The organism is Mycolicibacterium sp. HS_4_1 (genome assembly GCF_054515875.1).
Window position 1 is genome coordinate 6,067,021 of record NZ_CM137261.1, and the last position, 20,867, is coordinate 6,087,887.

The following is a 20,867-nucleotide window of genomic DNA, read 5'->3' on the forward strand; positions in this document are numbered from 1 at the left end:
TATTGTGCGTCGCCGCCCCGGGATTCGCTGATCGGTAGGCTCACGCCATGCCGACCGCAATGATCACCGGCGCTTCCCGGGGCCTCGGGATGGCCATCGCCGAAGCCCTCGCGCCGACGCACACCCTGTTTTTGGCCGGCCGGCCGTCGGCCGAACTCGACGCCGTGGCCGAGCGGCTAGGCGCGACCACCTGGCCCATGGACCTCACCGACTACGAGGGCGTCGAGGCGGCTGTCGAGCCGATCGTCGAGCTCGACGTGCTGGTGCACAACGCCGGCGTGGCGTACCCGGGCCGGGTCGGCGAGTCCTCCATCGAGGAGTGGCGGGCCACCATGGAAGTGAATGTGCTTGGCGCCGTGGGACTTACGCTGCCCCTGCTGCCGGCGTTGCGCGCCGCCCGGGGCCAGGTGATCTTCGTCAACTCCGGCGCCGGCCGCAACCCGTCCCCCGGCCTGGCGGCGTACTCCGCGAGCAAGTTCGCGCTGCGCGGTTTCGCCGATGCCCTGCGCGCCGACGAACCGGCGCTGCGGGTGACGACGGTGTACCCGGGCCGGATCGACACCGACATGCAGTGGAACCTGGTGGCGTATGAGGGCGGCGAATACCAGCCCGAGCGCTTCCTCAAGCCGTCGACCGTCGCGCAGGTGATCGCGCAGGTGGTGGCCACCCCGGAGGACGCCCACCAGCACGAGGTGATCATCCGCCCCCGCTGATCCCCAGCGATTTGTGCACGAATTGGTGCGGTGAACGTACCTTGTCGTGCACAAATCCCGCGTCAGGCGACGATGTTGACCAATCGGCCGGGCACGATGATGACCTTCTTGGGCGTGGCGCCGGCGAGGAAGGCCTGCACCTTCTCGTCCGCGAGGGCCGCGGCTTCCAGCGTGGCCTTGTCGGCATCGGCCGCCACGACGATCTTGCCGCGCACCTTCCCATTGACCTGCACCGGGTACTCGACGGTGTCGTCGACCAGGTAGCGCTCGTCGGCGATCGGGAACGGGCCGTGGGCCAGTGACGCGTCACTGCCGAGGCGGCGCCACAGTTCCTCGGCCAGGTGCGGGGCCAGTGGCGCGACCATCAGCACCAGCGGCTGAACCGCCGCGCGGGCGGTGACACCCTCCTTGGTCAGGTGGTTGGTGTACTCGATGAGCTTGGCGGCAGCTGTGTTGTTGCGCAGCGCGGCGTAGTCCTCGTTCACCCCGGCGATAGTGCGATGTAACTGCTTGAGCGTCTCATCGGACAGCGCATCGTCCGAAACCCTTGGCTCACCGGTGGTCTCGTCGATGACGACACGCCACACGCGCTGCAGGAACCGGTGCGCACCGACGACGTCCTTGGTGGCCCACGGCCGGGAGGCCTCCAGCGGACCCATCGACATCTCGTAGACGCGGAGGGTGTCGGCGCCGTACTCCTCGCAGATCTCGTCGGGCGAGACGGAGTTCTTCAGGCTCTTGCCGATCTTGCCGAACTCCTGGTTGACCTCGATCTCGCCGTCGGGGCCGGTCCAGAAGAACTTGCCGTCGCGCGGGACAACTTCCGCGGCCGGCACGTAGGCGCCACGGGAGTCGGTGTAGGCGAACGCCTGGATGTAGCCCTGGTTGACCAGGCGGCGGTACGGCTCGCGCGACGACACGTGGCCGAGGTCGAACAACACCTTGTGCCAGAACCGCGAGTACAGCAGGTGCAGCACCGCGTGCTCGACGCCGCCGACGTACAGGTCGACGCCACCCGGGTCCGCGGCCCCGTGGATCTCGGGCCGCGGGCCCATCCAGTACGCCTCGTTCTCCTTGGCGCAGAACGCTTCCGAGTTGTGCGGGTCTGCGTAGCGCAGCTCGTACCAGGAGCTGCCGGCCCACTGCGGCATGACGTTGGTGTCACGGGTGTAGGACTGCAGCCCGTCACCGAGATCCAGGTCGACGTGCACCCATTCGGTGGCCTTGTTCAGCGGCGGCGACGGCTCGCTGTCGGCGTTGTCCGGGTCGAACAGCACCGGCGAGTAGTCGGGCACGTCCGGCAGCTCGACGGGCAGCGCCGAATCCGGCAACGGGTGGGCCCGGCCGTCGGCGTCGTAGACGATGGGGAACGGCTCGCCCCAGTACCGCTGACGCGCGAAAAGCCAGTCGCGGAGCTTGAATTCGACGCGGGCCTGGCCGCGGCCGTCCGCCACCAGCTTCTCGGTGACGGCGGCCTTGGCGTCGGCGACGGTCAGGCCGTCGAGGTAGTCGGAGTTGACCAGCGCACCATCACCTGTATGGGCCGCCTCTGAGAGATCGCCGCCGGCAATGACTTCCACGATGGGCAGGCCGAACGCCGTCGCGAACTCCCAGTCACGCTGGTCGTGGCCGGGCACCGCCATGATGGCGCCGGTGCCGTAACCGGCCAACACGTAATCGGCGATAAAGATCGGAACCTGGTGTCCGTTCACCGGATTGGTGGCGTAGGCGCCGGTGAACACACCGGTCTTGGTCTTGTTCTCCTGGCGCTCCAGGTCCGACTTGGCCGCGATGGCGGCGCGGTAGGCCGCGACGGCCTCGGCCGGGGTGGCCGCGCCATAGGTCCACCGGTCGTCGACGTCGGCGGGCCAGGATTCGGCCACCAGCGAATCCACCAGATCATGCTCGGGGGCCAGCACCAGATAGGTGGCGCCGAACAGCGTGTCCGGGCGGGTGGTGAAGACCTCGATGTCGGCGTCCCCCGCCGAGAACAGCACCTCGGCACCGACGGAGCGGCCGATCCAGTTGCGCTGCATGGCCTTGACCTTGTCGGGCCAGTCCAGCACGTCCAGGTCCTCGAGCAGCCGGTCGGAGTACGCGGTGATCCGCATCATCCACTGCCGCAACCGCTTCCGGAACACCGGGAAGTTGCCGCGCTCACTGCGCCCGTCGGAGGTGACCTCCTCGTTGGCCAGCACGGTGCCCAGACCCGGGCACCAGTTCACCATCGAGTCGGAGCGGTACACCAGGCGATACCCGTCCACCACGTCGGCACGTTCGGCGGCCGTCAACGCAGACCAGTCCCGGCCGTCATCGAGAGTCCTTGTGCCGGAATCGAATTCGGCGATCAGCTCGGCGACCGGCCGGGCCTTCTGCTGCGATACGTCGAACCAGGCGTTGTAGATCTGCAGGAAGATCCACTGCGTCCACCTGTAGAAGTCGGTATCCGTGGTGGCGAAGCTGCGCCGCGCATCATGCCCCAGGCCCAGCCGTCCCAGCTGCCGCCGGAAGTTGACGATGTTGGCCTCGGTCCGGGTGCGCGGGTGCGTGCCGGTCTGCACGGCGTACTGCTCGGCGGGCAGACCGAAGGCGTCGAAGCCCAGGGCATGCAGGACGTTGCGGCCCGTCATCCGGAAATAGCGGGCGTACACGTCCGTGGCGATGTAGCCGAGCGGGTGCCCGACGTGCAGGCCATCGCCCGACGGGTACGGGAACATGTCCTGCACGAACATCTTGTCGGCCGGCACCGAGGAGCCGTCTGTGGGCGCGAGGGAGCCGACGGGGTTGGGCACGTGAAAAGTGCCGAGCAGGTCCCACCGTTGCTGCCAATCAGCCTCAATCAAACCGGCCAGTTCGGCGGTGTAACGGTGCTGCGGGCTGTCGGCGTCGACGGCCATGGCCGCCTCGGGACGCACGTTGGCCTGCGCATTCGGGGAATCACTCACGTGCACAGGGTAGTCAACGCCCCCGGCGCGACCTGCATCACGCCAGCCAGTTGAGCGCCGGGGGCCGTTGGTCTCGGTTCCGTTGCAGTGCGGTCAGAGCACGGTTGCAGGTGCGCGCCGGATCTGGTGGCCCTACATGTACCTACATACAGTCGGCTCCAGTGCAACGCGTGAGGCAGAAGTGAAGCGGAAGGATCGGCACGACATGTTCGAGAACGCCCGCCACTGGCGACTGCTGGCAGGAGGTGTCGCCGCGGGTCTCGCAGGCGTCGTCGGCTTCGCCGGCAACATCGCATCCGCCGAACCGCTCCCGCCCCAACCCGTCGTCCCGGCCCCCGCCACGGTGACCCAGACCGTCACCGTGCAGGCCGCCCCGGCGCCAGCGGCCGCGGCGCAACCGGCCGGGCCCGCCTTCATTCCCGCCGGTCAGCCCGCAGCGGTCCCCCAACCGGCCACGATTCCCCAGCCGGCCGTTGCCCAACCGATCGTCGCCCCGGCACCGGCGATCGCCCCGGCCCCCGCCCCGACACCGGCGATCGCACCGGCCGCCTCGGGCACCATCGCCGACTTCTTCCATGCCCACAACGTCGCCATGCAGCGGCAGACGGCCGCGGGCTTCACCGCGCTGAACATCGTCCTGCCGGTGCCCCCGGGCTGGGCCGCGGTACCCGATCCGAATGTGCCCGACGCCTTCGCCGTCATCGCGGACCGCGTCGGCGGCGACGGCCTCTACACCTCGAACGCCGCGCTGCAGGTCTACAAGCTGGTCGGCGACTTCGACCCGCGGGAAGCCATCAGCCACGGGTTCATCGACAGCCAGCAGCAGGTCGCGTGGCGGTCCACCGACGGTTCGATGGCCGACTTCTATGGCATGCCGTCGTCGATCATCGAAGGCACCTACCGCGAGAACAACATGACGCTCAACACCTCGCGGCGGCACGTCATCGCGACATCGGGCGCGGACCGGTACCTCGTGACGCTATCGGTGACCACCAGCGCCCAGGTGACCGTGGCCTCCGGCAGCGCCACCGACGCCATCGTCAACGGCTTCAAGATCAGCGCACCGGGCGCACCGGCGGCTGTCCCCGCGCCGGCGCCCGCCGCGCCGGCACCCGCCGCACCGATGGTGCCGGCTCCGGCCGCCGTCCTGCCGCACGCTGCCGGGGCCGTGCCCCTCACGGCATCGATCCCCGGACTGGGCCGCTGACCGGTCGCCGGTTTGGAGTGGCCGCCCGGCCGCCCCTATCCTGAGACGCATGCTGATCGCCGCGGTGCTGTGCCTGTGCGCGGCCGTGGTGACCGCAGGCGTCGGCGCCTGGTCGCTGCGCCGCCCCCATTCCACCGACACCGTGCCGCGGGTGCTGCGCTCGGTGGCGCCCATCCAACTCGCGACGGCCGTGATGCTCGCTGCCGGCGGTGCCGCCGCGCTCGTCGCGCCGCGCAGCACGGGCGTGACGGTGCTGATGGTGTGTGTCATCGGGGCCGTCGGCACCTTCGCCGCCGGTTGCTACCAGGGCGCCAAGGCCGGAGCCGCCATGATCGCCCACGAGAACGGGCCCGCCGGTGACGGCTGCGCCGGCAGCTGCGCCAGCTGCACGCTGTCCTGCAGCTAGTTCCGGCTCACATCGATCGGGTGCGTCGACAGCATCGCCATGGGCATCGGCTGACGCCGTAATACCCGCGACCAGAGATCCACCCGCGGTTCCACCAGGACGTCCGACGGCAGCGCCGACAGCACGATCCAGTCGTCGCGTTCGATCTCCCCGTCGAGCTGCCCGACGGACCACCCGGAGTAGCCGGCGTAGATCCGGACACCCTCGACGGCGCCTTCGATGTCCTCGGGTTCGGCGTCCAGATCGACCATGGCGATGCGGCCCTGGACATGCCGCAGTCCGGGCACCGAGGATGCGTCAACACCGACCTTCATGGTCGCCAGGCACAGCGCGGAATCGCGCTTCACCGGACCGCCGATGAACATGGACTTGGGTTTGGTGGCGAGCTTCGCCCACTGCGGCAACACGTTGTACACGGCCGTCTCGCTGGGCCGGTTCAAGACGACGCCGAGCGTACCGCCGGAGTTGTGCTCGACGATGTAGATGACGCTGCGCCGGAACGTCGGTTCCAGCAAATCGGTGTTGGCGAGCAGTAGCGTCCCCGCTCGAATCCCATGCGAGGCGGGAGCGAAATCACGGTAATCCTCCGGTTCCTCTGACTGCGCCACGCCGTCCATCATCGCACTCGCGCGCCGTCGGCGTGACCAACGCACACGGCTTGCCGGGATATTTGTACTGTGGAGCGGGTCGCTTCAATCACGCCCGGCACCTTCAAGTCAGGACACGAATATTCCAGTGACCGACCGCCGTTCTCACCACGTCGTCCTGCATGCGGTGCAGGCCCTGCCGGACTTCCGCCGGCTGCTGGAACTGCGTGCGGTCAGCCAGTTCGGCGACGGACTTTTCCAGGCGGGCCTGGTCGGCGGACTGCTGTTCAGCCCGGATCGGGCGGCCACACCGTGGGCCATCGCGGGTTCGTTCGCCGCGCTGTTCCTGCCGTACTCGTTGTTGGGTCCGTTCGTCGGCGCGCTGCTCGACCGGTGGGACCGCCGGCAAGTGCTCATCGGCGCCAACCTCGCGCGGCTGCTGGTGATGATCTGCGTCGGCGCACTGCTGGCCACGGCGGCAGCAGACAAGCCGATCCTGCTCGGCGCGCTGATCGTCAACGGCTTCACCCGCTTCGTCTCCTCGGGCCTGTCGGCCGCACTGCCACACGTCGTACCGACCGCACAGGTGGTATCGATGAACTCGGTCGCCACCGCGGTCGGCGCCGTGTCGGCGTTCGCCGGCGCCAACGTGATGCTCTTGCCGCGCTGGCTGCTGGGCGCGGGCGACACCAGCTCGGCAGTGGTGATCTGGCTGGCGGCGTTGCCCGTCGCACTGGCGCTCTGGCTGTCGGTGCGGTTCCACCGCCATCTCTTGGGGCCCGACGACAGCGCCCGCGCGGTCCACGGTTCGGTCATCTACGCCGTCGTCACGGGCTGGGTCTACGGGCTCCGATCGGTGGCGAACGTACCGACGGTCACCGCCACCCTGACCGGTCTGGCGGCCCACCGGATGGTTTTCGGGATCAACACCCTCATGGTGCTGGTGATCGTCCGGCACGGCGGCGGCGAACACGTTGCGGGGTTCGCGGTGACCATCGTGTTCGTGGCCGCCGCCGGGCTCGGGTCGTTCCTCGCCAACCTCGTCATGCCGGCCGCGGTACGACGCTGGGGCCGATATGCCACCGCAAACGGTGCCCTCGCCATCGCGGCGCCGGTCCAGCTGGCCGGCGCCGGCCTACAGATACCGGTGCTCATCGCCTGCAGTCTGGTGCTGGGAACGGCCGGGCAGGTGGTCAAGTTGTGCGCGGACTCAGCCATGCAGCTCGACGTCGACGACGCCCTGCGCGGCCACGTGTTCGCGGTTCAGGACGCGTTGTTCTGGCTGGCGTTCATCGTCGCCATCACGGCCGCCGCGGCGGTGATCCCGGCTGACGGAAAATCGTCGGCGCTCATGGCCGCCGGCGCTGTCGTCTACGTCATCGGCCTGGTCCTGCACGCGACGCTGGGCAAGCGCAGCAGAACCGCCGGTACCGTCTAGGTGTCGTGACCTGACACGTTGTTGTCAGGCGGCGAGCCGGCTGATGGGTGGTTTTCCGCTGAGGGCGGAGTGGCCTCGTTGAGTGTTGTAGTGGTCGAGGAATCGGTCAAGGCCGTGTGTGCGTTGGCTGTTGGAGGTCCATGGGCGGGCGTAGGCCCATTCGGTGAGCAGGGTCCGGTTGAAGCGTTCGGCTTTGCCGTTGGTCCAGGGGCAGCCGGGTTTAATGAAGCGGCGTTTGAGCTGCCACGCGGAGCACACCCAGCCCCAGTTGGTGCCGCGGCGGTAGACCAAGGCGTTGTCGGTCAGCAGTCGCCTCGTGCGCACGCCGTGGCCGGCGAACCAGAGCAAGGCTCGGTGCAAAAACGCTGCGCAGGTCAGGTCTTTTTCATCGGTGTGCACTTCGCTGTAGGCCAGCCGGGTGCGGTCATCGATAGCGGTGTGGATGTAGTCGTAGCCGATCTTGGTTTTCTTGTGCCGGTTGGCAATTGACACTTTGGCGTCGCGTCCGTGCAACCGCCAACCCCCACCACGGGGGATTCGGCCGAGCTTTTTGACATCGACATGGACCATGGCCCCAGGGGTGCGGTGTTCATAGCGGTTCGGTTGGCGCCGCGAGGTGCGCACCGACGTGCCGGTGATCGGATCGATCGCCGACAGATGCGGCACCTGATGGCGCGCGAGAATCCGTCCGATCGTCGACGGATTCAGATTCAGTTCGGCGGCGAGCACCACCGCACCACGCTTGCGGCGGGCCCGGGCGGCCAGCACCTTCTTCTCGACCTGGGCGCTGGTGCGCCGGGGCATGTGATTCGGGCGTGATGAGCGGTCGGCCAACGCCGCCTCACCGCCTTCGGCATATCGGCGCAGCCACTTGTACACCGTCGACCGTGAAATACCGAGTTGCTCGGCCACATGCGCCGGTGGCCAACCAGCGGCGACACGCTCAACGATCAGGCGACGAGCGAACAGATTGGTACGGGCGTTAGCGTGAGACACGAGGACCTCCTACGGGTGAATGCCAGACACATCCACTCCGTCAGGAGGTCCTCCCCATTTCAAGCAGGCACGCCGTCAACAACCTCTTGGGTCACGACATCTAGGGTGCTGCCATGGCCCCCAATGCTGCTGCCGGTGTGATCGCCGATCTGCGTGCCGAGAGTGACGACCTGGACCGACTGGTTGCCGATCTGCCGCCCGCCGAATGGGCGGCCGCGACCCCGGCCGAGGGTTGGACCATCGCCCATCAGATCGCGCATCTGTGGTGGACCGACCAGGTGTCCGTGCTGGCGGTGACCGACGAGGAAGCCTTCGCCGCGACTCTCGCCGAAGCGTGGAAGGACCCGCTCGGGTTCGTGGACGTGGCGGCGGAAGAGCTTGCGCAGACCCCGCCGGCGGAAATGTTGGCGCAGTGGCGCGCCACTCGCGCCACCCTGCACGACGCACTCGAAGGGGTCGCCGACGGCCGCAAGCTGCCGTGGTTCGGCCCGCCGATGAGCGCCGCGTCCATGGCCAGCGCGCGGCTGATGGAAACGTGGGCGCACGGCGCCGACGTCGCTGACGCTCTCGGGGTCCGGCGCGAACCGACAGCCCGGCTGCGGTCTATTGCGCACATCGGGGTGCGGACAAGGGATTTCGCGTTCACTCTCCATGAGCTGACGCCGCCGACGGACGTGTTTCACGTGGAACTTTCCGCGCCCGACGGCTCCCTCTGGACCTGGGGACCCGACGACGCCGCGCAGCGGGTGACCGGCTCGGCCGAGGACTTCTGTCTGCTGGTGACGCAGCGGCGGCCGCTGCGCGAACTGGACGTGAAGGCCGTCGGCGAAGACGCCCAGAAGTGGCTCACCATCGCCCAGGCGTTCGCCGGGCCGCCGGGAGCGGGCCGGAACTAGCCGCGCGTGACCGGGGCGGCCGCGTCGGCCGTACCGTCACCGTCGGTGTCGGTCAGCTGGATATCCCACCGCCCGTCTCCGTCGGTGTCCACGTAGCCCACAGACCCGGCTAGCACCCGGTCCGCGAGACCGTTGCCGTCGGCGTCGACCAGCCGGTCGTCTGCCGCACCGTCGCCGTCGAAGTCGACGACCGCTCCCCCGCTCTGCTGGGTGCCGTCCAGGCCAAACCACCGCAGCCCCGAGCCCACCGCCCAGGTACCTGATCCGTCATCGGTGAGGGTGCGCCGAGCCGCAATATCCTCCACGTCGATGACGGCGTGGTCGGCCCGGCCGTCGCCGTCGAAGTCGGCCAGCGCGTCGTCGAACAATCCGTCGCCGTCCACATCGAGCCGTACCCCGTCGAGCGTGCCGTCGCCGTCGGCGTCCACCGCCGGCGCCCCCGGCCACCACGACGCCGACCCGTCCCCATCACTCAGGCAATAGTCCATACCTGATTGGACGGATGGTCAGCCCTTGGCGTTCCACCATTTCTGCAACTCGGTGACGGCCTCGTCGTGGGTCAGCGGGCCGCGGTCCAGCCGGAGCTCCTTGAGGAACCGCCATGCCTCCCCGACCTGCGGGCCGGCCGGGATGCCGAGCAAGGTCATGATCTCGTTGCCGTCGAGATCCGGCCGCACCCGCGCGAGATCCTCCCGCGCGGCCAGTTCCGTGATGCGCTGCTCGAGACCGTCGTAGTTGGCCTGCAATCGCGCCGCGCGCCTGCGGTTGCGGGTGGTGCAGTCCGCACGCACCAGCTTGTGCAGCCGGCCCAGCAGCGGCCCCGCGTCGGTGACGTAGCGGCGCACCGCGGAGTCGGTCCACATGCCGGCGCCCTTGTCGTCGGCATAGCCGTGGAACCGCAGGTGCAGATACACCAGCTGGGAGACATCGTCGATCATCTGCTTGGAGTACTTCAGCGCGCGCATGCGCTTGCGCGTCATCTTGGCGCCGACCACCTCGTGATGGTGGAAGCTGACGCCGCCATCTGGCTCGTGGCGACGCGTGTCCGGCTTGCCGATGTCGTGCAGCAACGCTGCCCACCTCAGCACCAGATCGGGCCCGCTCTCGGGCTCCTCCAGATCCATGGCCTGGCGCAGCACCGTCAACGAGTGGTGGTAGACGTCCTTGTGCTGATGGTGCTCATCGATGGCCATCCGCATGGCACCGACCTCGGGCAGCACCACGTCACCCAGCCCGGTCTGCACCATGAGGTCCACGCCGGCCACCGGGTCGGCGCCCAGCATCAGCTTGTCCAGCTCTGCTGACACCCGCTCGACGGTGATCCGGCCCAGCTGCGGCGCCATCTCGAGCAGCGCCTCCAGCACGCGCGGCGCGACCGCGAAACCGAGCTGCGAGACGAACCGGGCGGCCCGCAACATGCGCAGCGGGTCGTCGCCGAACGACACCTGCGGCGCCGACGGGGTATCCAGCACCCGACCCGCCAAGCCCGCCAGTCCGCCCAGCGGATCGTGGAATTCGCCGATGGCGCCGGGCAGGTCCGGGTTGATCCGGACCGCCATGGCGTTGACGGTGAAGTCCCGGCGTAGCAGGTCGTCCTCGAGCCGGTCACCGAACACCACCTCGGGATTCCGCGACACCTGGTCATAGGTGTCGGCCCGGAAGGTGGTGATCTCGATGCGTTGTCCGTACTTGGCGACCCCGATGGTGCCGAACTCGATCCCGGTGTCCCACAACGCTTCTCCCCAGCCGCGCAGCAGCTTCTGCAACTGCGCCGGACGGGCGTCGGTGGTGAAGTCCAGGTCGTTCAGCGCGCGGCCCAGCAGCGCGTCGCGCACACTGCCGCCCACCAGATACAGCTCATGACCGGCCGCGGCGAACACCCGGCCCAGGTCCACGAGCAAATCCGCATGCTTGTTCAGTGCGACCGCGGCAGCGGTCAGCAATGCTGTCGGGTCGCCGCCCTCAGCACTCTGGGGACTCCGCTCCGACCCAGCGTCGGCACTTGCATCGTTCGGCACGTCCGATGAGCCTAATGCGCCCACCCCACCGGCCGGTACCGACCATCGCGGCACGGTCACAACTGGGCCACTGACCGGCGAGTGGGGACAGACCGCCCAAGCTGAGCAGCTACTATCGCTTGGGTGTCGGAAGGCGAGCGTGCCAAACCACGACGACGCCGCGGGCGACGTCGCGGTCGACGCTCGGCCGGTCCGCCCAGTGACAGTACCCAGCACGCCGACTCCGATTCGGCAGCTGCCAGCCGTAACAACGGGACCGCCCAGGCTGTTCCCACCGCCGCGGCCTCCGCACCGTCGGCTCCCGCGCCGCGCAAGTCGAACAACGACCGACTGCGCACCGTGCACGAGACCTCAGCCGGCGGACTGGTGATCGACGGGCTCGACGGCCCCAAGGACACCCAGAAGGCGGCGCTCATCGGCCGCATCGACCGCCGCGGCCGGATGCTGTGGTCACTGCCCAAGGGACACATCGAACTCGGCGAGACGGCCGAACAGACCGCCATCCGTGAGGTCGCCGAGGAGACCGGACTGCAGGGCAGCGTGCTGGCCGCGCTCGGCAGCATCGACTACTGGTTCGTGACCGAAGGCCGGCGCGTCCACAAGACAGTGCACCATTACCTGATGCGATTCCAGGGCGGCGAACTCTCCGACGACGACGTCGAGGTCACCGAAGTGGCATGGGTGCCGCTGCGGGAACTGCCGTCCCGCCTGGCCTACGCCGACGAGCGCAAGCTTGCCGAGGTGGCCGGCGAACTGATCGACAAACTGCACACCGATGGACCGGGCGCCCTGCCGCCGCTGCCGCGCACCGCGCCGCGCCGCCGCCCACAGACCCATTCCCGCACGCGGAACCATCGCAACGACGACTCCGCCCACACTCAGCCCGGCCGCCGCGCGAACGGCTGCGGACCCGGGTCGTGAAGGTCAGGCGAGAGCTGTTGGGGCTAGCCTCGACAGCTCTCCTGCGCATCCTGGCGGCCACCGCCCTGCTGCTGTTGCTCACCGCTCCCATCACGCCGCAGTCGTCGGCCGGGGAACCGGGCGGGACGACGTTCCTGCAACTGCGCATCGACCACGTCACCCCAGACGTCGTCACCACCACCAGCGAGCCGGTGGTGACGGTCACCGGCACCGTCACCAACGTCGGTGACCGCCCGGTGCACGACGTCATGGTCCGTCTCGAGCACTCGCCCGCGGTGACGTCGTCGTCCGGGCTGCGGACGACGCTCGCCGCCGAACCGACGGACTACTCCGCGGTCGGCGACTTCACCACCGTCTCGCAGGATCTGGCGCGCGGCCAGAGCGTGCCGTTCCGGCTGGCCTACCCGGTGCGGTCGGCCGACCATCCGGCCCTCGACATCGACAAGCCCGGGGTGTATCCCCTGCTGGTCAACGTCAACGGGACACCCGACTACGGGTCGGCCGCCCGGCTCGACGACGCCCGCTTCCTGCTACCCGTGCTGGGCGTGCCCGCCACCCCGGCCGTCCCCGGCGGCACCGGCCAGCAGCCCATCGACGCCGTCGTCCCGCCCGACACCGCGCATCCCGTCGCACTGACCCTGCTGTGGCCGCTCGCCGACCGTCCGCACCTGGCCGCCGGCGTGCCCGGCCGCACCGAACCGGCCCGCCTGGCCGACGACGACCTCGCCACCTCCCTGGCCAACGGCGGCCGCCTGGACACGCTGCTGGCCGCCGCCGACTTCGCGACCAACGACCAGGTCGATCCCGGCGGCCTGATGCGCGGCGCCATGTGCCTGGCCATCGACCCCGATCTGCTGATCACCGTCAATGCCATGAGCGGCGGTTACGTCGTATCCGACGACCCCGCCGCCGGCCTCAACTCCCCCACCCACCCGGGCGCCGGACAACAGGCCGCGACCGAGTGGCTGCACCGGTTGCGAGAGCTGGCACAGCGGGTCTGCGTCACCCCGACGGTGTACGCCCAGGCCGACCTGCGCGCGCTGCAGCGCGTCGGCGACGCCGCCCTGAGCTCCACCGCCACCACCGACGCCGGACCGATCGTCAACCAGCTTCTCGGCATCCAAGCCCTGCGCGGCGCCACGGTCGTCGGCGACGGCCCGCTCACCGGCCCGGCCGTCCGACTGCTGTCCGCGCAGCCCGAACCGACCGTCGCGATCGCCGCGGCGCCGATCACCGCCGACGAGTCCGATCATCCCGCCGACACCGCACCCCGGCGATACAGCGACAAAGTCACCGTGGCGCCATTCGACCCGTGCGTCGCCGCGGCCCTCGCCGGCGCCGGGCGCACCCCGATCTCGCCGGGATACCTCGACACGTCGCTGCACGTGCCGCTCATCCATGACTCGCCGGTGGCACGTCGCCAGGACGCCATCGCCTCCGTCCTGTGGCGTGGCCTGCAACCCGATGCGCAGCCCCGCAACCAGATCCTGATGCCCCCGCTGGCGTGGGACGTCACCCCCGACGACGCGCAGGCGATCCTGACGTCGGTGGCCACGGCGATCCACTCCGGGCTGGCGGTCGCCCGCCCGATGCCCGCGGTGATCGCCGATGCCCAGGCCCTGCCGCCGACGCCGTCCGCCACACCGCCGGACAACGGAACCGGCAACCCCAAGGCCCGCTACGGCGACGGCATCACCAGCCAGATCTCGACCGCGATGGAGCGCATCTGGGGCCTGACCGCCGCGCTGACCGTCAACACCCAAACCGGGCTCACCGGCGATCAGTACACGGCGCCGCTACGCGAGGACATGCTGCGGGCGCTGACCCAGTCGCTACCACCGACCGTCCGCGAAACCCTGGCCCAGCAGCGCGTCACCACCACGCAGGCCACGATGGACGACCTGTTCCACGCGGTCACCGTCGTCAACCCCGGCGGCTCGTACACGCTGGCCACCGAACGCAGTCCCCTCCCCCTCGCCCTGCGCAACGACCTCCCGCTGCCCATCCGGGTGCGACTGGTCATCGACGCGCCACCCGGCATGACCGTCACCGACATGGGTGAGATCGAACTGCCGCCGGGCTATCTGCCACTGCGCGTGCCCATCGAGGTGCACTTCACCCAGCGCGTCGCAGTGGACGCCGCGTTGCGCACCGTCAACGGACTGACGCTCGGCGAACCGGTCCGGTTGTCGGTGCACTCCAACGCCTACGGCAAGGTGCTGTTCTTCATCACGCTGTCCGCGGGCGCGGTGCTGTTCCTGCTGGCCGGCCGCCGGCTGTGGCACCGGTTCCGCGGTCAGCCCGACCGGGCCGACCTGGACCGGCCACACCACGCCCGGCCGGTCCCGGCAGATACCTCCCAGCCCGACCGCCCCGACCCGCTCGACACCGCCATCGCCCACGCCCCGGAGGACTCATGAGCGCCCCGCGTGGTGGTCCCCGGCCGCAGGCCATAGTGTCGCCGCCACCACCACCTCGGCGGGCTGAGCTGTCCGACGCCGCCGTCGTCTCCCGGTCCTGGGGCATGGCCTTCGCCACCCTGGTCAGCCGCATCACCGGCTTCCTGCGCATCGTGCTGCTCGCCGCGATTCTCGGTGCGGCACTGTCCAGTTCGTTCACGGTCGCCAACCAGCTGCCGAACATGGTGGCCGCCCTGGTGCTCGAAGCCACCTTCACCGCGATCTTCGTGCCGGTGCTGGCCCGGGCCGAACGCGACGACGCCGACGGTGGCGCCGCGTTCGTGCGGCGGCTGGTCACGCTGGCCACCGCGCTGCTGCTGGTGACGACGGTGCTGTCGGTCGCGGCGGCACCGCTGCTGGTGCGGCTGATGCTGGGCAGCGACCCCCAGGTGAACAAGCCGCTCACCACCGCCTTCGCGTATCTGCTTCTGCCGCAGATCATCTTCTACGGGTTGACCTCGGTCTACATGGCAATCCTGAACAACCGCAACGTCTTCGGGCCGCCAGCCTGGGCGCCGGTGCTCAACAACGTGGTGGCCATCATCACGCTGGGCGTGTATGTGCTTGTCCCGGGCGAACTCTCGATCGATCCCGTCGAGATGGGCAACGCCAAGCTGCTGGTTCTCGGCATCGGCACCACGCTCGGCGTCGTGGCCCAGGCCGGGGTGCTGCTGTACTCCCTGCACCGGCACCGCGTCGACCTGCGGCCGCTGTGGGGCATCGACGACCGGCTCAAGAAGTTCGGGACCATGGCCGTCGCCATGATGCTGTACGTCCTGATCAGTCAGATCGGTCTGATCGTCGGCAACGAAATCGCCAGCCACGCAGCCGCATCCGGTCCGGCGATCTACAACTACGCGTGGCTGCTGCTGCAGTTGCCATTCGGCATGATCGGCGTGACGGTGCTGACCGTGGTGATGCCGCGGCTGTCCCGCAACGCCGCCGCGAACGACAACCCCGCGGTGCTCGCCGATTTCTCGCTGGCCACCCGGCTGACCATGGTGACGCTGATCCCCATCGTCGCCTTCATGACCGTCGCGGGCCCCGCCATCGGCAGTGCCCTCTTCGCGTACGGCAACTTCGGTGCCACCGATGCCGGTTATCTCGGCATGGCCATCACCCTGTCGGCGTTCACGCTCATCCCGTATTCCATGGTGCTGCTGGAACTTCGGGTGTTCTACGCCCGCGAACAACCGTGGATCCCGATCGTGCTGATCGTCGTGATCACCGTGGTGAAGATCGTCGGCTCGCTGATCGCCCCCCACCTGACCGATGACCGGGAACTCGTGGCCGGATACCTGGGGCTGGCCAATGGGGTGGGGTTCCTGGCCGGCGCGACCGTCGGCTACATCCTGCTGCGGTCGGCACTGCGGCCGCCGCACGGCCGGATGGTCGAGCTGCCGGTGGTCCGGACCATTCTGGTGACCATCTGTGCCGCCCTGGGTTCGGGGCTGCTGGCCTATGTCGCCGACCGGCTGCTGGGGTTCGGTCGGCTGACCGAGCACGGCGGCGCCGCCGGATCGTTGCTGCGGCTGTTTCTGCTCGGGCTCATCATGCTCCCGGTGATCGTGGCGGTTCTGGTGGCCGCGAAGGTGCCCGACGCCCTGGCCGCGGTGGCTTTCGTACAGCGCCGGCTGGGCCGCAGCAGCCCGGCACCCGCCCCCGCAGTCCAGGTCAGCTCTGCTGTACCGGACTCGGGACGGACCGTGGTCCCGTACCCTGGACACGGCAATTCATCTCCGGTACCACGCCGGCCCGGCGCGTCTGCCAACGGCGCGGCAACCCCGGAAAGTGGTACCGCGGGCGGGCTTCGGAAAGGATTTGCGGTGACCGACGCACCCGCGGACCAGGGATCCGCCCACATCCCGGATACGTCAGGCGGCGCCGACGACGTCGCGTTGCGGGCCGGCGCCGTGGTGGCCGACGGCCGCTACCGGCTGCTCGTCTTCCATGGCGGTCCGCCCGATCTGCAGTTCTGGCATGCCCTGGACATTCCGCTCGATCGCCAGGTGGCGCTGACGTTCGTCGACCACGACGGCGAGCTGCCCCAGTCCATGGTGCAGGAAATCCTCACCCGGACAAGCAAACTGAGCCACATCGAGGGACCCGGGCTGGCCCGGATCCTGGACGTCACCCGACTCGGCCATGGCGGCCTGGTGGTCAGCGAATGGATCCGCGGCGGTTCACTGGCCGAGGTGGCCGCGACGGAACCGTCCGCGATGGGCGGTGCCCGCGCCATCCAGTCCCTGGCGTCGACGGCCGAGTCCGCACACCGGTCCGGCGTCGCGCTGTCGGTCGACCACCCTGGCCGCATCCGGGTCAGCATCGAGGGCGACGTGGTGCTCGCCTTCCCCGGCACGCTGCCGTCCGCCACACCAGAAGACGACATCCGCGGCATCGGCGCCACGCTGTACGCGCTGCTGACCAACCGCTGGCCCCTGCCCGAATCCGGTGCCCTCAGCGGCATGCTGCCCGCGACGAAGAACAGCGCCGGCCAGCCCGTCGAACCCCGCGCGGTCGACGGGACCATCCCCTTCCAGATTTCCGCGGCGGCGGCCAGGGCGGTCCAGGAGGGTGGCGGAATCCGGTCGGCGCCAACGCTGTTGAATCTGCTTCAGCAGGCGACCACCGTCGCCGACACCACGGAACTGCTGGAGCCCGTCGATGGCTCGCAGCATCCGGAAGCCGCAGACGCGCCAGAACTCGATGCCGCGGCGAAGCGACGCAAGGCACTGCTGATCGGGGTGGGTGTCGGCGGCGCCGTCCTCCTCGTGGCGCTACTGGTGCTGGCGTCGGTGCTCAGGGGCATCTTCGGTGACGTCGGCGGCGGCCTGGACAAGCAGCAGCTCGGCCTCAACAGCCAGCACCCGACCTCGAGCGGCGCCCCGGCCCCCGGCAACGTGGTGAAACCCGTTGGGGTGACGGTGTTTTCACCTGGCGGTGGCGCAGACTCCCCGGAGTCCGCGGGCAAGGCCATCACCGGCGCCGCAGGCGATGCGTGGTCCACCGATATCTACACCGATCCCACGCCGTTCCCCAGTTTCAAGAGCGGCGTCGGCCTCATGCTGACTCTGCCCCAGGCGACCACGGTGGCATCGGTCAGCCTGAACCTGACCAGCACGGGCACCGCCGTCCAGATCCGGTCGGCTCAGACGGCCACCCCGGCCTCGCTGGATGCCACGACCGTCCTGACGCAGCCGGCGACCATGAAGCCCGGAACCAACACGATCACGATCTCGGGCGCGCAGCCGACCTCACATCTGCTGATCTGGATCTCGACGCTGGGGACGGTCGACGGCAAGAGCAAGACTGACATCTCCAACGTCGTCGTGAAGGCGGCCGCCTGAGTTATCCACAGGCCTGAGCAGGCCATCTGCGCAGGTCAGAACCGCACCGCTCAATTCGCGTCGGGGCCGCTGCCGAACCCGATTTATGGTTCGGAGGTGGGGAGTTTCGGGGGGCCACAGTCGGACGCATCCGACGCAGAATTGCTCGCGGCGCATGTCGCCGGTGAGCGGTACGCGTTCGAAGAGCTGTTCTACCGGCATCGCCACCAGCTGTACCGGCTCGCCCGGTTGACGAGCCACGACCCGCAAGACGCCCTGGACGCCCTGCAGGACGCGCTGTTCAAAGCCCACCGCCATGCGCCGCGGTTCCGGCACGACAGTTCGGTCCGCAGCTGGCTGTGCCGCATCGTGGTGAACTCGTGCCTCGACCGCCTGCGCCACAACAAGTTTCGCCGCACTGAAGAACTCAACGACACGGCCTGCCAGACCGCGGACCCCGCGCACCGGGTCGAGACCACCATCGTCGTCGAACGCGCACTGCTGCGGCTGCCGGTCGAACAGCGGGCAGCGGTGGTCGCCGTCGACATGCAGGGCTACTCGGTGGCCGAGACCGCGGCAATGCTGGGCATCGCCGAGGGCACGGTGAAGAGCCGCTGCGCGCGGGCCCGGGCCAAGCTCGCCCGGTCGTTGGCACATCTCTCCGACTGACCGGGCCGGTCACGTGACGTTTTTCCACCGCACACCGGATTCGATGGGCGGTCGCGCCCCGCGACGGCCGGATTAGGCTTCGGCAGGTGGACGACGAACACGCCGACCAGCCCGTCTCCCTGGAACTGCTCGCCGACCTCCAGGCCGGACTGCTCGACGACGCCACGGCAGCCCGACTGCGCCGGCGCATCCGGGACGACCCCGTCGTAGCGCGGCAGTACGCCGAACTCAAGCGGGTGCGCCGCGACCTCCATGACCTGGCGGACGACAACGGCGAGAGCGACATCCCTGCCGACGTCACCGCACACATCGGATCAGCCCTGCGCGAGGCCGGCACTCGACCGCCCCGCCACGCCGTCGTCCCTGGGCACTCGGCCGGCCATGGTGCGCGTAGCGCACATCCCGCCGTCATCGCCGGCGCCGCCGCCGGTTTGATCGCGATCGCCGTCGGCGCCACCGTCGTGCTCAGCGGGTCTGACGAACCGGCGCGGGTCTCGGCCGGCCCCAAGGCGGCGTCGCTGACCGTGCAGCGGCAGGCGGGCATGCCGTGGCCCGACCGGCAGATCCTCGACCTGCGGGGCCGGCCTGCCGAGTTGGGAGCGCTCGCCCCGCCGGACCGGTTGCAGTCCTGTCTACAGGGGCTCGGTTACTCCCCCACAACCCCGATTCTGGGTGCCGCCACCCTGACCGTGCACGACCGCGCCCAGGTGCTCCTGCTGCTGCCTGAGGCCGACCGCGGCCCGACGATGGCCCTGGTCGTGTCTGCCGACTGCAATTCCGCCAACGCCGGCCTGATCGCCGATGCCGTCATCCTCGACGCTCCGGGCCCACCGACACAATCCAGCCGCTGACTGCCCCGGAGCCCGTCAACCGCCCGGGAACACCGGCACCTACCCTGGTGTTATAGGCGTACCGACTCTGGCAGCAGGCCAGCCAGGTATGAGCCTGACCAGAGCCAGATGAAAGGCGGCCATGACCACCCAAGACACCGTGCACGACGTGATCATCATCGGCTCCGGGCCGGCCGGCTACACCGCCGCGGTGTACACGGCGCGCGCCCAGCTCAAGCCGCTGGTTTTCGAAGGTGTCCAGTTCGGTGGTGCGTTGATGACCACCACTGAGGTGGAGAACTACCCAGGCTTCAAGGAGGGCATCACCGGCCCCGAGCTCATGGAGGAGATGCGCGAGCAGGCCCTGCGGTTCGGCGCCGACCTGCGCATGGAGGACGTCGACGCGGTGTCTCTGGACGGCCCCATCAAGACCGTCACCGTCGACGGCGAGACCTACCAGGCGCGCGCGGTCATCCTCGCGATGGGTGCCGCTGCCCGGCACCTCGGTATCCCGGGTGAGCAGGAGCTGATCGGCCAGGGCGTGAGCACCTGTGCCACCTGCGACGGTTTCTTCTTCCGCGACCAGGACATCGCCGTGATCGGCGGCGGCGACTCTGCCATGGAGGAGGCGACGTTCCTGACGCGCTTCGCCCGTTCGGTGACGCTGATTCACCGCCGGGACGAGTTCCGCGCGTCCCGCATCATGCTGGAACGCGCACAGGCCAACGAGAAGATCACCTTCGTCACCAACACCGAAGTTCTTGCGGTGGAAGGTGATTCGAAGGTCAGCGGGCTGGTTCTGCGCAACACCGCCACCGGCGAGGAGAGCAAGCTTCCCGTCACCGGCGTGTTCGTCGCCATTGGCCACGACCCGCGGTCGGACCTGGTGCGCGGCCTCGTGGATCTCGATGACGAGGGTTACGTGCAGGTGCAGGGTCGCACCACCAACACGTCACTGGATGGCGTGTTCGCCGCCGGCGACCTGGTCGACCACACCTACCGGCAGGCGATCACCGCGGCCGGCAGCGGCTGTTCGGCGGCCATCGACGCCGAGCGCTGGCTGGCCGAACACAGCTGATCGTCCTATCCCCCACAGAGTTCACCCGAGAGGAGCAATACATGAGCGAGGGCAGCGCAACGCTGACCGTCACGGACGGTTCGTTCGACAGCGACGTCATCAAGAGCGGCACCCCGGTGCTGGTCGATTTCTGGGCGACGTGGTGCGGACCGTGCAAGATGATCGCCCCGGTGCTCGAGGAGCTGGCGGGTGAGAAGGCCGGTGAGTTGACCGTCGCCAAGCTCGACGTCGACGCCAACCCCGAGACCGCCCGTAACTTCCAGGTCGTCTCGATCCCGACCCTGATCCTGTTCAAGAATGGCGAACCGGTGAAGCGCATCGTCGGCGCCAAGGGCAAGGCAGCCCTGCTGCGGGAGATCGCCGACCAACTCTGACTCA

17 protein-coding genes are annotated in these 20,867 nt (G+C 69.2%); 12 read left to right on the plus strand and 5 right to left on the minus strand.

The features are described from left to right. Window positions 1–47: 47 nt before the first annotated feature. The gene (locus tag ACX12F_RS29125; protein ID WP_459367681.1) at window positions 48–713 is read left to right on the plus strand and encodes an SDR family oxidoreductase; all 666 of its coding nucleotides are present in this window, start codon (window positions 48–50) and stop codon (window positions 711–713) included. 62 nt (window positions 714–775) lie between these two features. Here the strand turns inward: ACX12F_RS29125 and leuS are convergent, their stop codons facing one another. Next, window positions 776–3,610, minus strand: coding sequence for a leucine--tRNA ligase (gene leuS / locus ACX12F_RS29130; protein ID WP_459370552.1), 2,835 nt, complete (start codon window positions 3,608–3,610; stop codon window positions 776–778). Between the two features lie 253 nt (window positions 3,611–3,863). Here leuS and ACX12F_RS29135 point away from each other — a divergent pair, with 253 nt between their 5' ends. Continuing rightward, window positions 3,864–4,865 carry an LpqN/LpqT family lipoprotein gene (locus ACX12F_RS29135; RefSeq protein ID WP_459367682.1) on the plus strand — a complete coding sequence of 334 codons (1,002 nt, stop codon included), beginning with the start codon at window positions 3,864–3,866 and terminating at the stop codon, window positions 4,863–4,865. Between the two features lie 49 nt (window positions 4,866–4,914). Then, window positions 4,915–5,271 (plus strand): hypothetical protein, encoded by a 357-nt coding sequence (locus tag ACX12F_RS29140; protein ID WP_459367683.1) that lies wholly within the window; start codon window positions 4,915–4,917, stop codon window positions 5,269–5,271. Here ACX12F_RS29140 and ACX12F_RS29145 read toward each other — a convergent pair. Continuing rightward, window positions 5,268–5,888 (minus strand): YqgE/AlgH family protein, encoded by a 621-nt coding sequence (locus ACX12F_RS29145; RefSeq protein WP_459370553.1) that lies wholly within the window; start codon window positions 5,886–5,888, stop codon window positions 5,268–5,270. The two genes, ACX12F_RS29140 and ACX12F_RS29145, sit on opposite strands and share 4 nt — an antisense overlap. A 118-nt stretch (window positions 5,889–6,006) precedes the next feature. Here ACX12F_RS29145 and ACX12F_RS29150 point away from each other — a divergent pair, with 118 nt between their 5' ends. Beyond that, window positions 6,007–7,296 carry an MFS transporter gene (locus ACX12F_RS29150; RefSeq protein ID WP_459367684.1) on the plus strand — a complete coding sequence of 430 codons (1,290 nt, stop codon included), beginning with the start codon at window positions 6,007–6,009 and terminating at the stop codon, window positions 7,294–7,296. A gap of 24 nt (window positions 7,297–7,320) precedes the next feature. Here ACX12F_RS29150 and ACX12F_RS29155 read toward each other — a convergent pair whose 3' ends face one another. Further along, window positions 7,321–8,292, minus strand: a complete 972-nt coding sequence (locus ACX12F_RS29155) for an IS481 family transposase (protein WP_459367633.1) — start codon at window positions 8,290–8,292, stop codon at window positions 7,321–7,323. 113 nt (window positions 8,293–8,405) lie between these two features. Between ACX12F_RS29155 and ACX12F_RS29160 the strand changes: the two genes are divergently transcribed. Then, on the plus strand, window positions 8,406–9,188 hold the full coding sequence (locus tag ACX12F_RS29160; RefSeq protein WP_459367685.1) for a TIGR03084 family metal-binding protein: 783 nt from the start codon (window positions 8,406–8,408) through the stop codon (window positions 9,186–9,188). On the opposite strand, the gene ACX12F_RS29165 is transcribed toward ACX12F_RS29160, so the two are convergent. Beyond that, complete coding sequence (locus ACX12F_RS29165; RefSeq protein ID WP_459367686.1) at window positions 9,185–9,676, minus strand: pullulanase; 492 nt, start codon at window positions 9,674–9,676, stop codon at window positions 9,185–9,187. The two genes, ACX12F_RS29160 and ACX12F_RS29165, sit on opposite strands and share 4 nt — an antisense overlap. Before the next feature lie 18 nt (window positions 9,677–9,694). Beyond that, window positions 9,695–11,131, minus strand: coding sequence for a CCA tRNA nucleotidyltransferase (locus tag ACX12F_RS29170; RefSeq protein WP_459370554.1), 1,437 nt, complete (start codon window positions 11,129–11,131; stop codon window positions 9,695–9,697). 198 nt (window positions 11,132–11,329) lie between these two features. On the opposite strand from ACX12F_RS29170, the gene ACX12F_RS29175 reads away from it, so the two are divergent. The 7 genes from ACX12F_RS29175 to trxA all read left to right on the plus strand — a co-directional run bounded on the left by ACX12F_RS29175 (window position 11,330) and on the right by trxA (window position 20,863). Next, window positions 11,330–12,127, plus strand: coding sequence for an NUDIX hydrolase (locus tag ACX12F_RS29175; RefSeq protein ID WP_459367687.1), 798 nt, complete (start codon window positions 11,330–11,332; stop codon window positions 12,125–12,127). Next, a complete protein-coding gene (locus ACX12F_RS29180) occupies window positions 12,124–14,547 on the plus strand; it encodes a hypothetical protein (protein ID WP_459367688.1) in 2,424 nt (807 codons plus the stop codon). The genes ACX12F_RS29175 and ACX12F_RS29180 overlap by 4 nt, the downstream gene beginning before the upstream one ends. Next, entirely contained in the window at window positions 14,544–17,933 is a 3,390-nt protein-coding gene (gene murJ / locus ACX12F_RS29185) for a murein biosynthesis integral membrane protein MurJ (protein WP_459367689.1), read from the plus strand. The genes ACX12F_RS29180 and murJ overlap by 4 nt, the downstream gene beginning before the upstream one ends. A gap of 96 nt (window positions 17,934–18,029) precedes the next feature. Continuing rightward, entirely contained in the window at window positions 18,030–18,581 is a 552-nt protein-coding gene (gene sigM, locus ACX12F_RS29190) for an RNA polymerase sigma factor SigM (RefSeq protein WP_459367690.1), read from the plus strand. 86 nt (window positions 18,582–18,667) lie between these two features. Continuing rightward, window positions 18,668–19,432 (plus strand): RsmA family anti-sigma factor, encoded by a 765-nt coding sequence (locus ACX12F_RS29195; RefSeq protein ID WP_459367691.1) that lies wholly within the window; start codon window positions 18,668–18,670, stop codon window positions 19,430–19,432. Between the two features lie 121 nt (window positions 19,433–19,553). After that, complete coding sequence (gene trxB, locus ACX12F_RS29200; RefSeq protein WP_459367692.1) at window positions 19,554–20,489, plus strand: thioredoxin-disulfide reductase; 936 nt, start codon at window positions 19,554–19,556, stop codon at window positions 20,487–20,489. Between the two features lie 41 nt (window positions 20,490–20,530). Further along, entirely contained in the window at window positions 20,531–20,863 is a 333-nt protein-coding gene (gene trxA, locus ACX12F_RS29205) for a thioredoxin (protein ID WP_138232308.1), read from the plus strand. Window positions 20,864–20,867 lie beyond the last annotated feature (4 nt).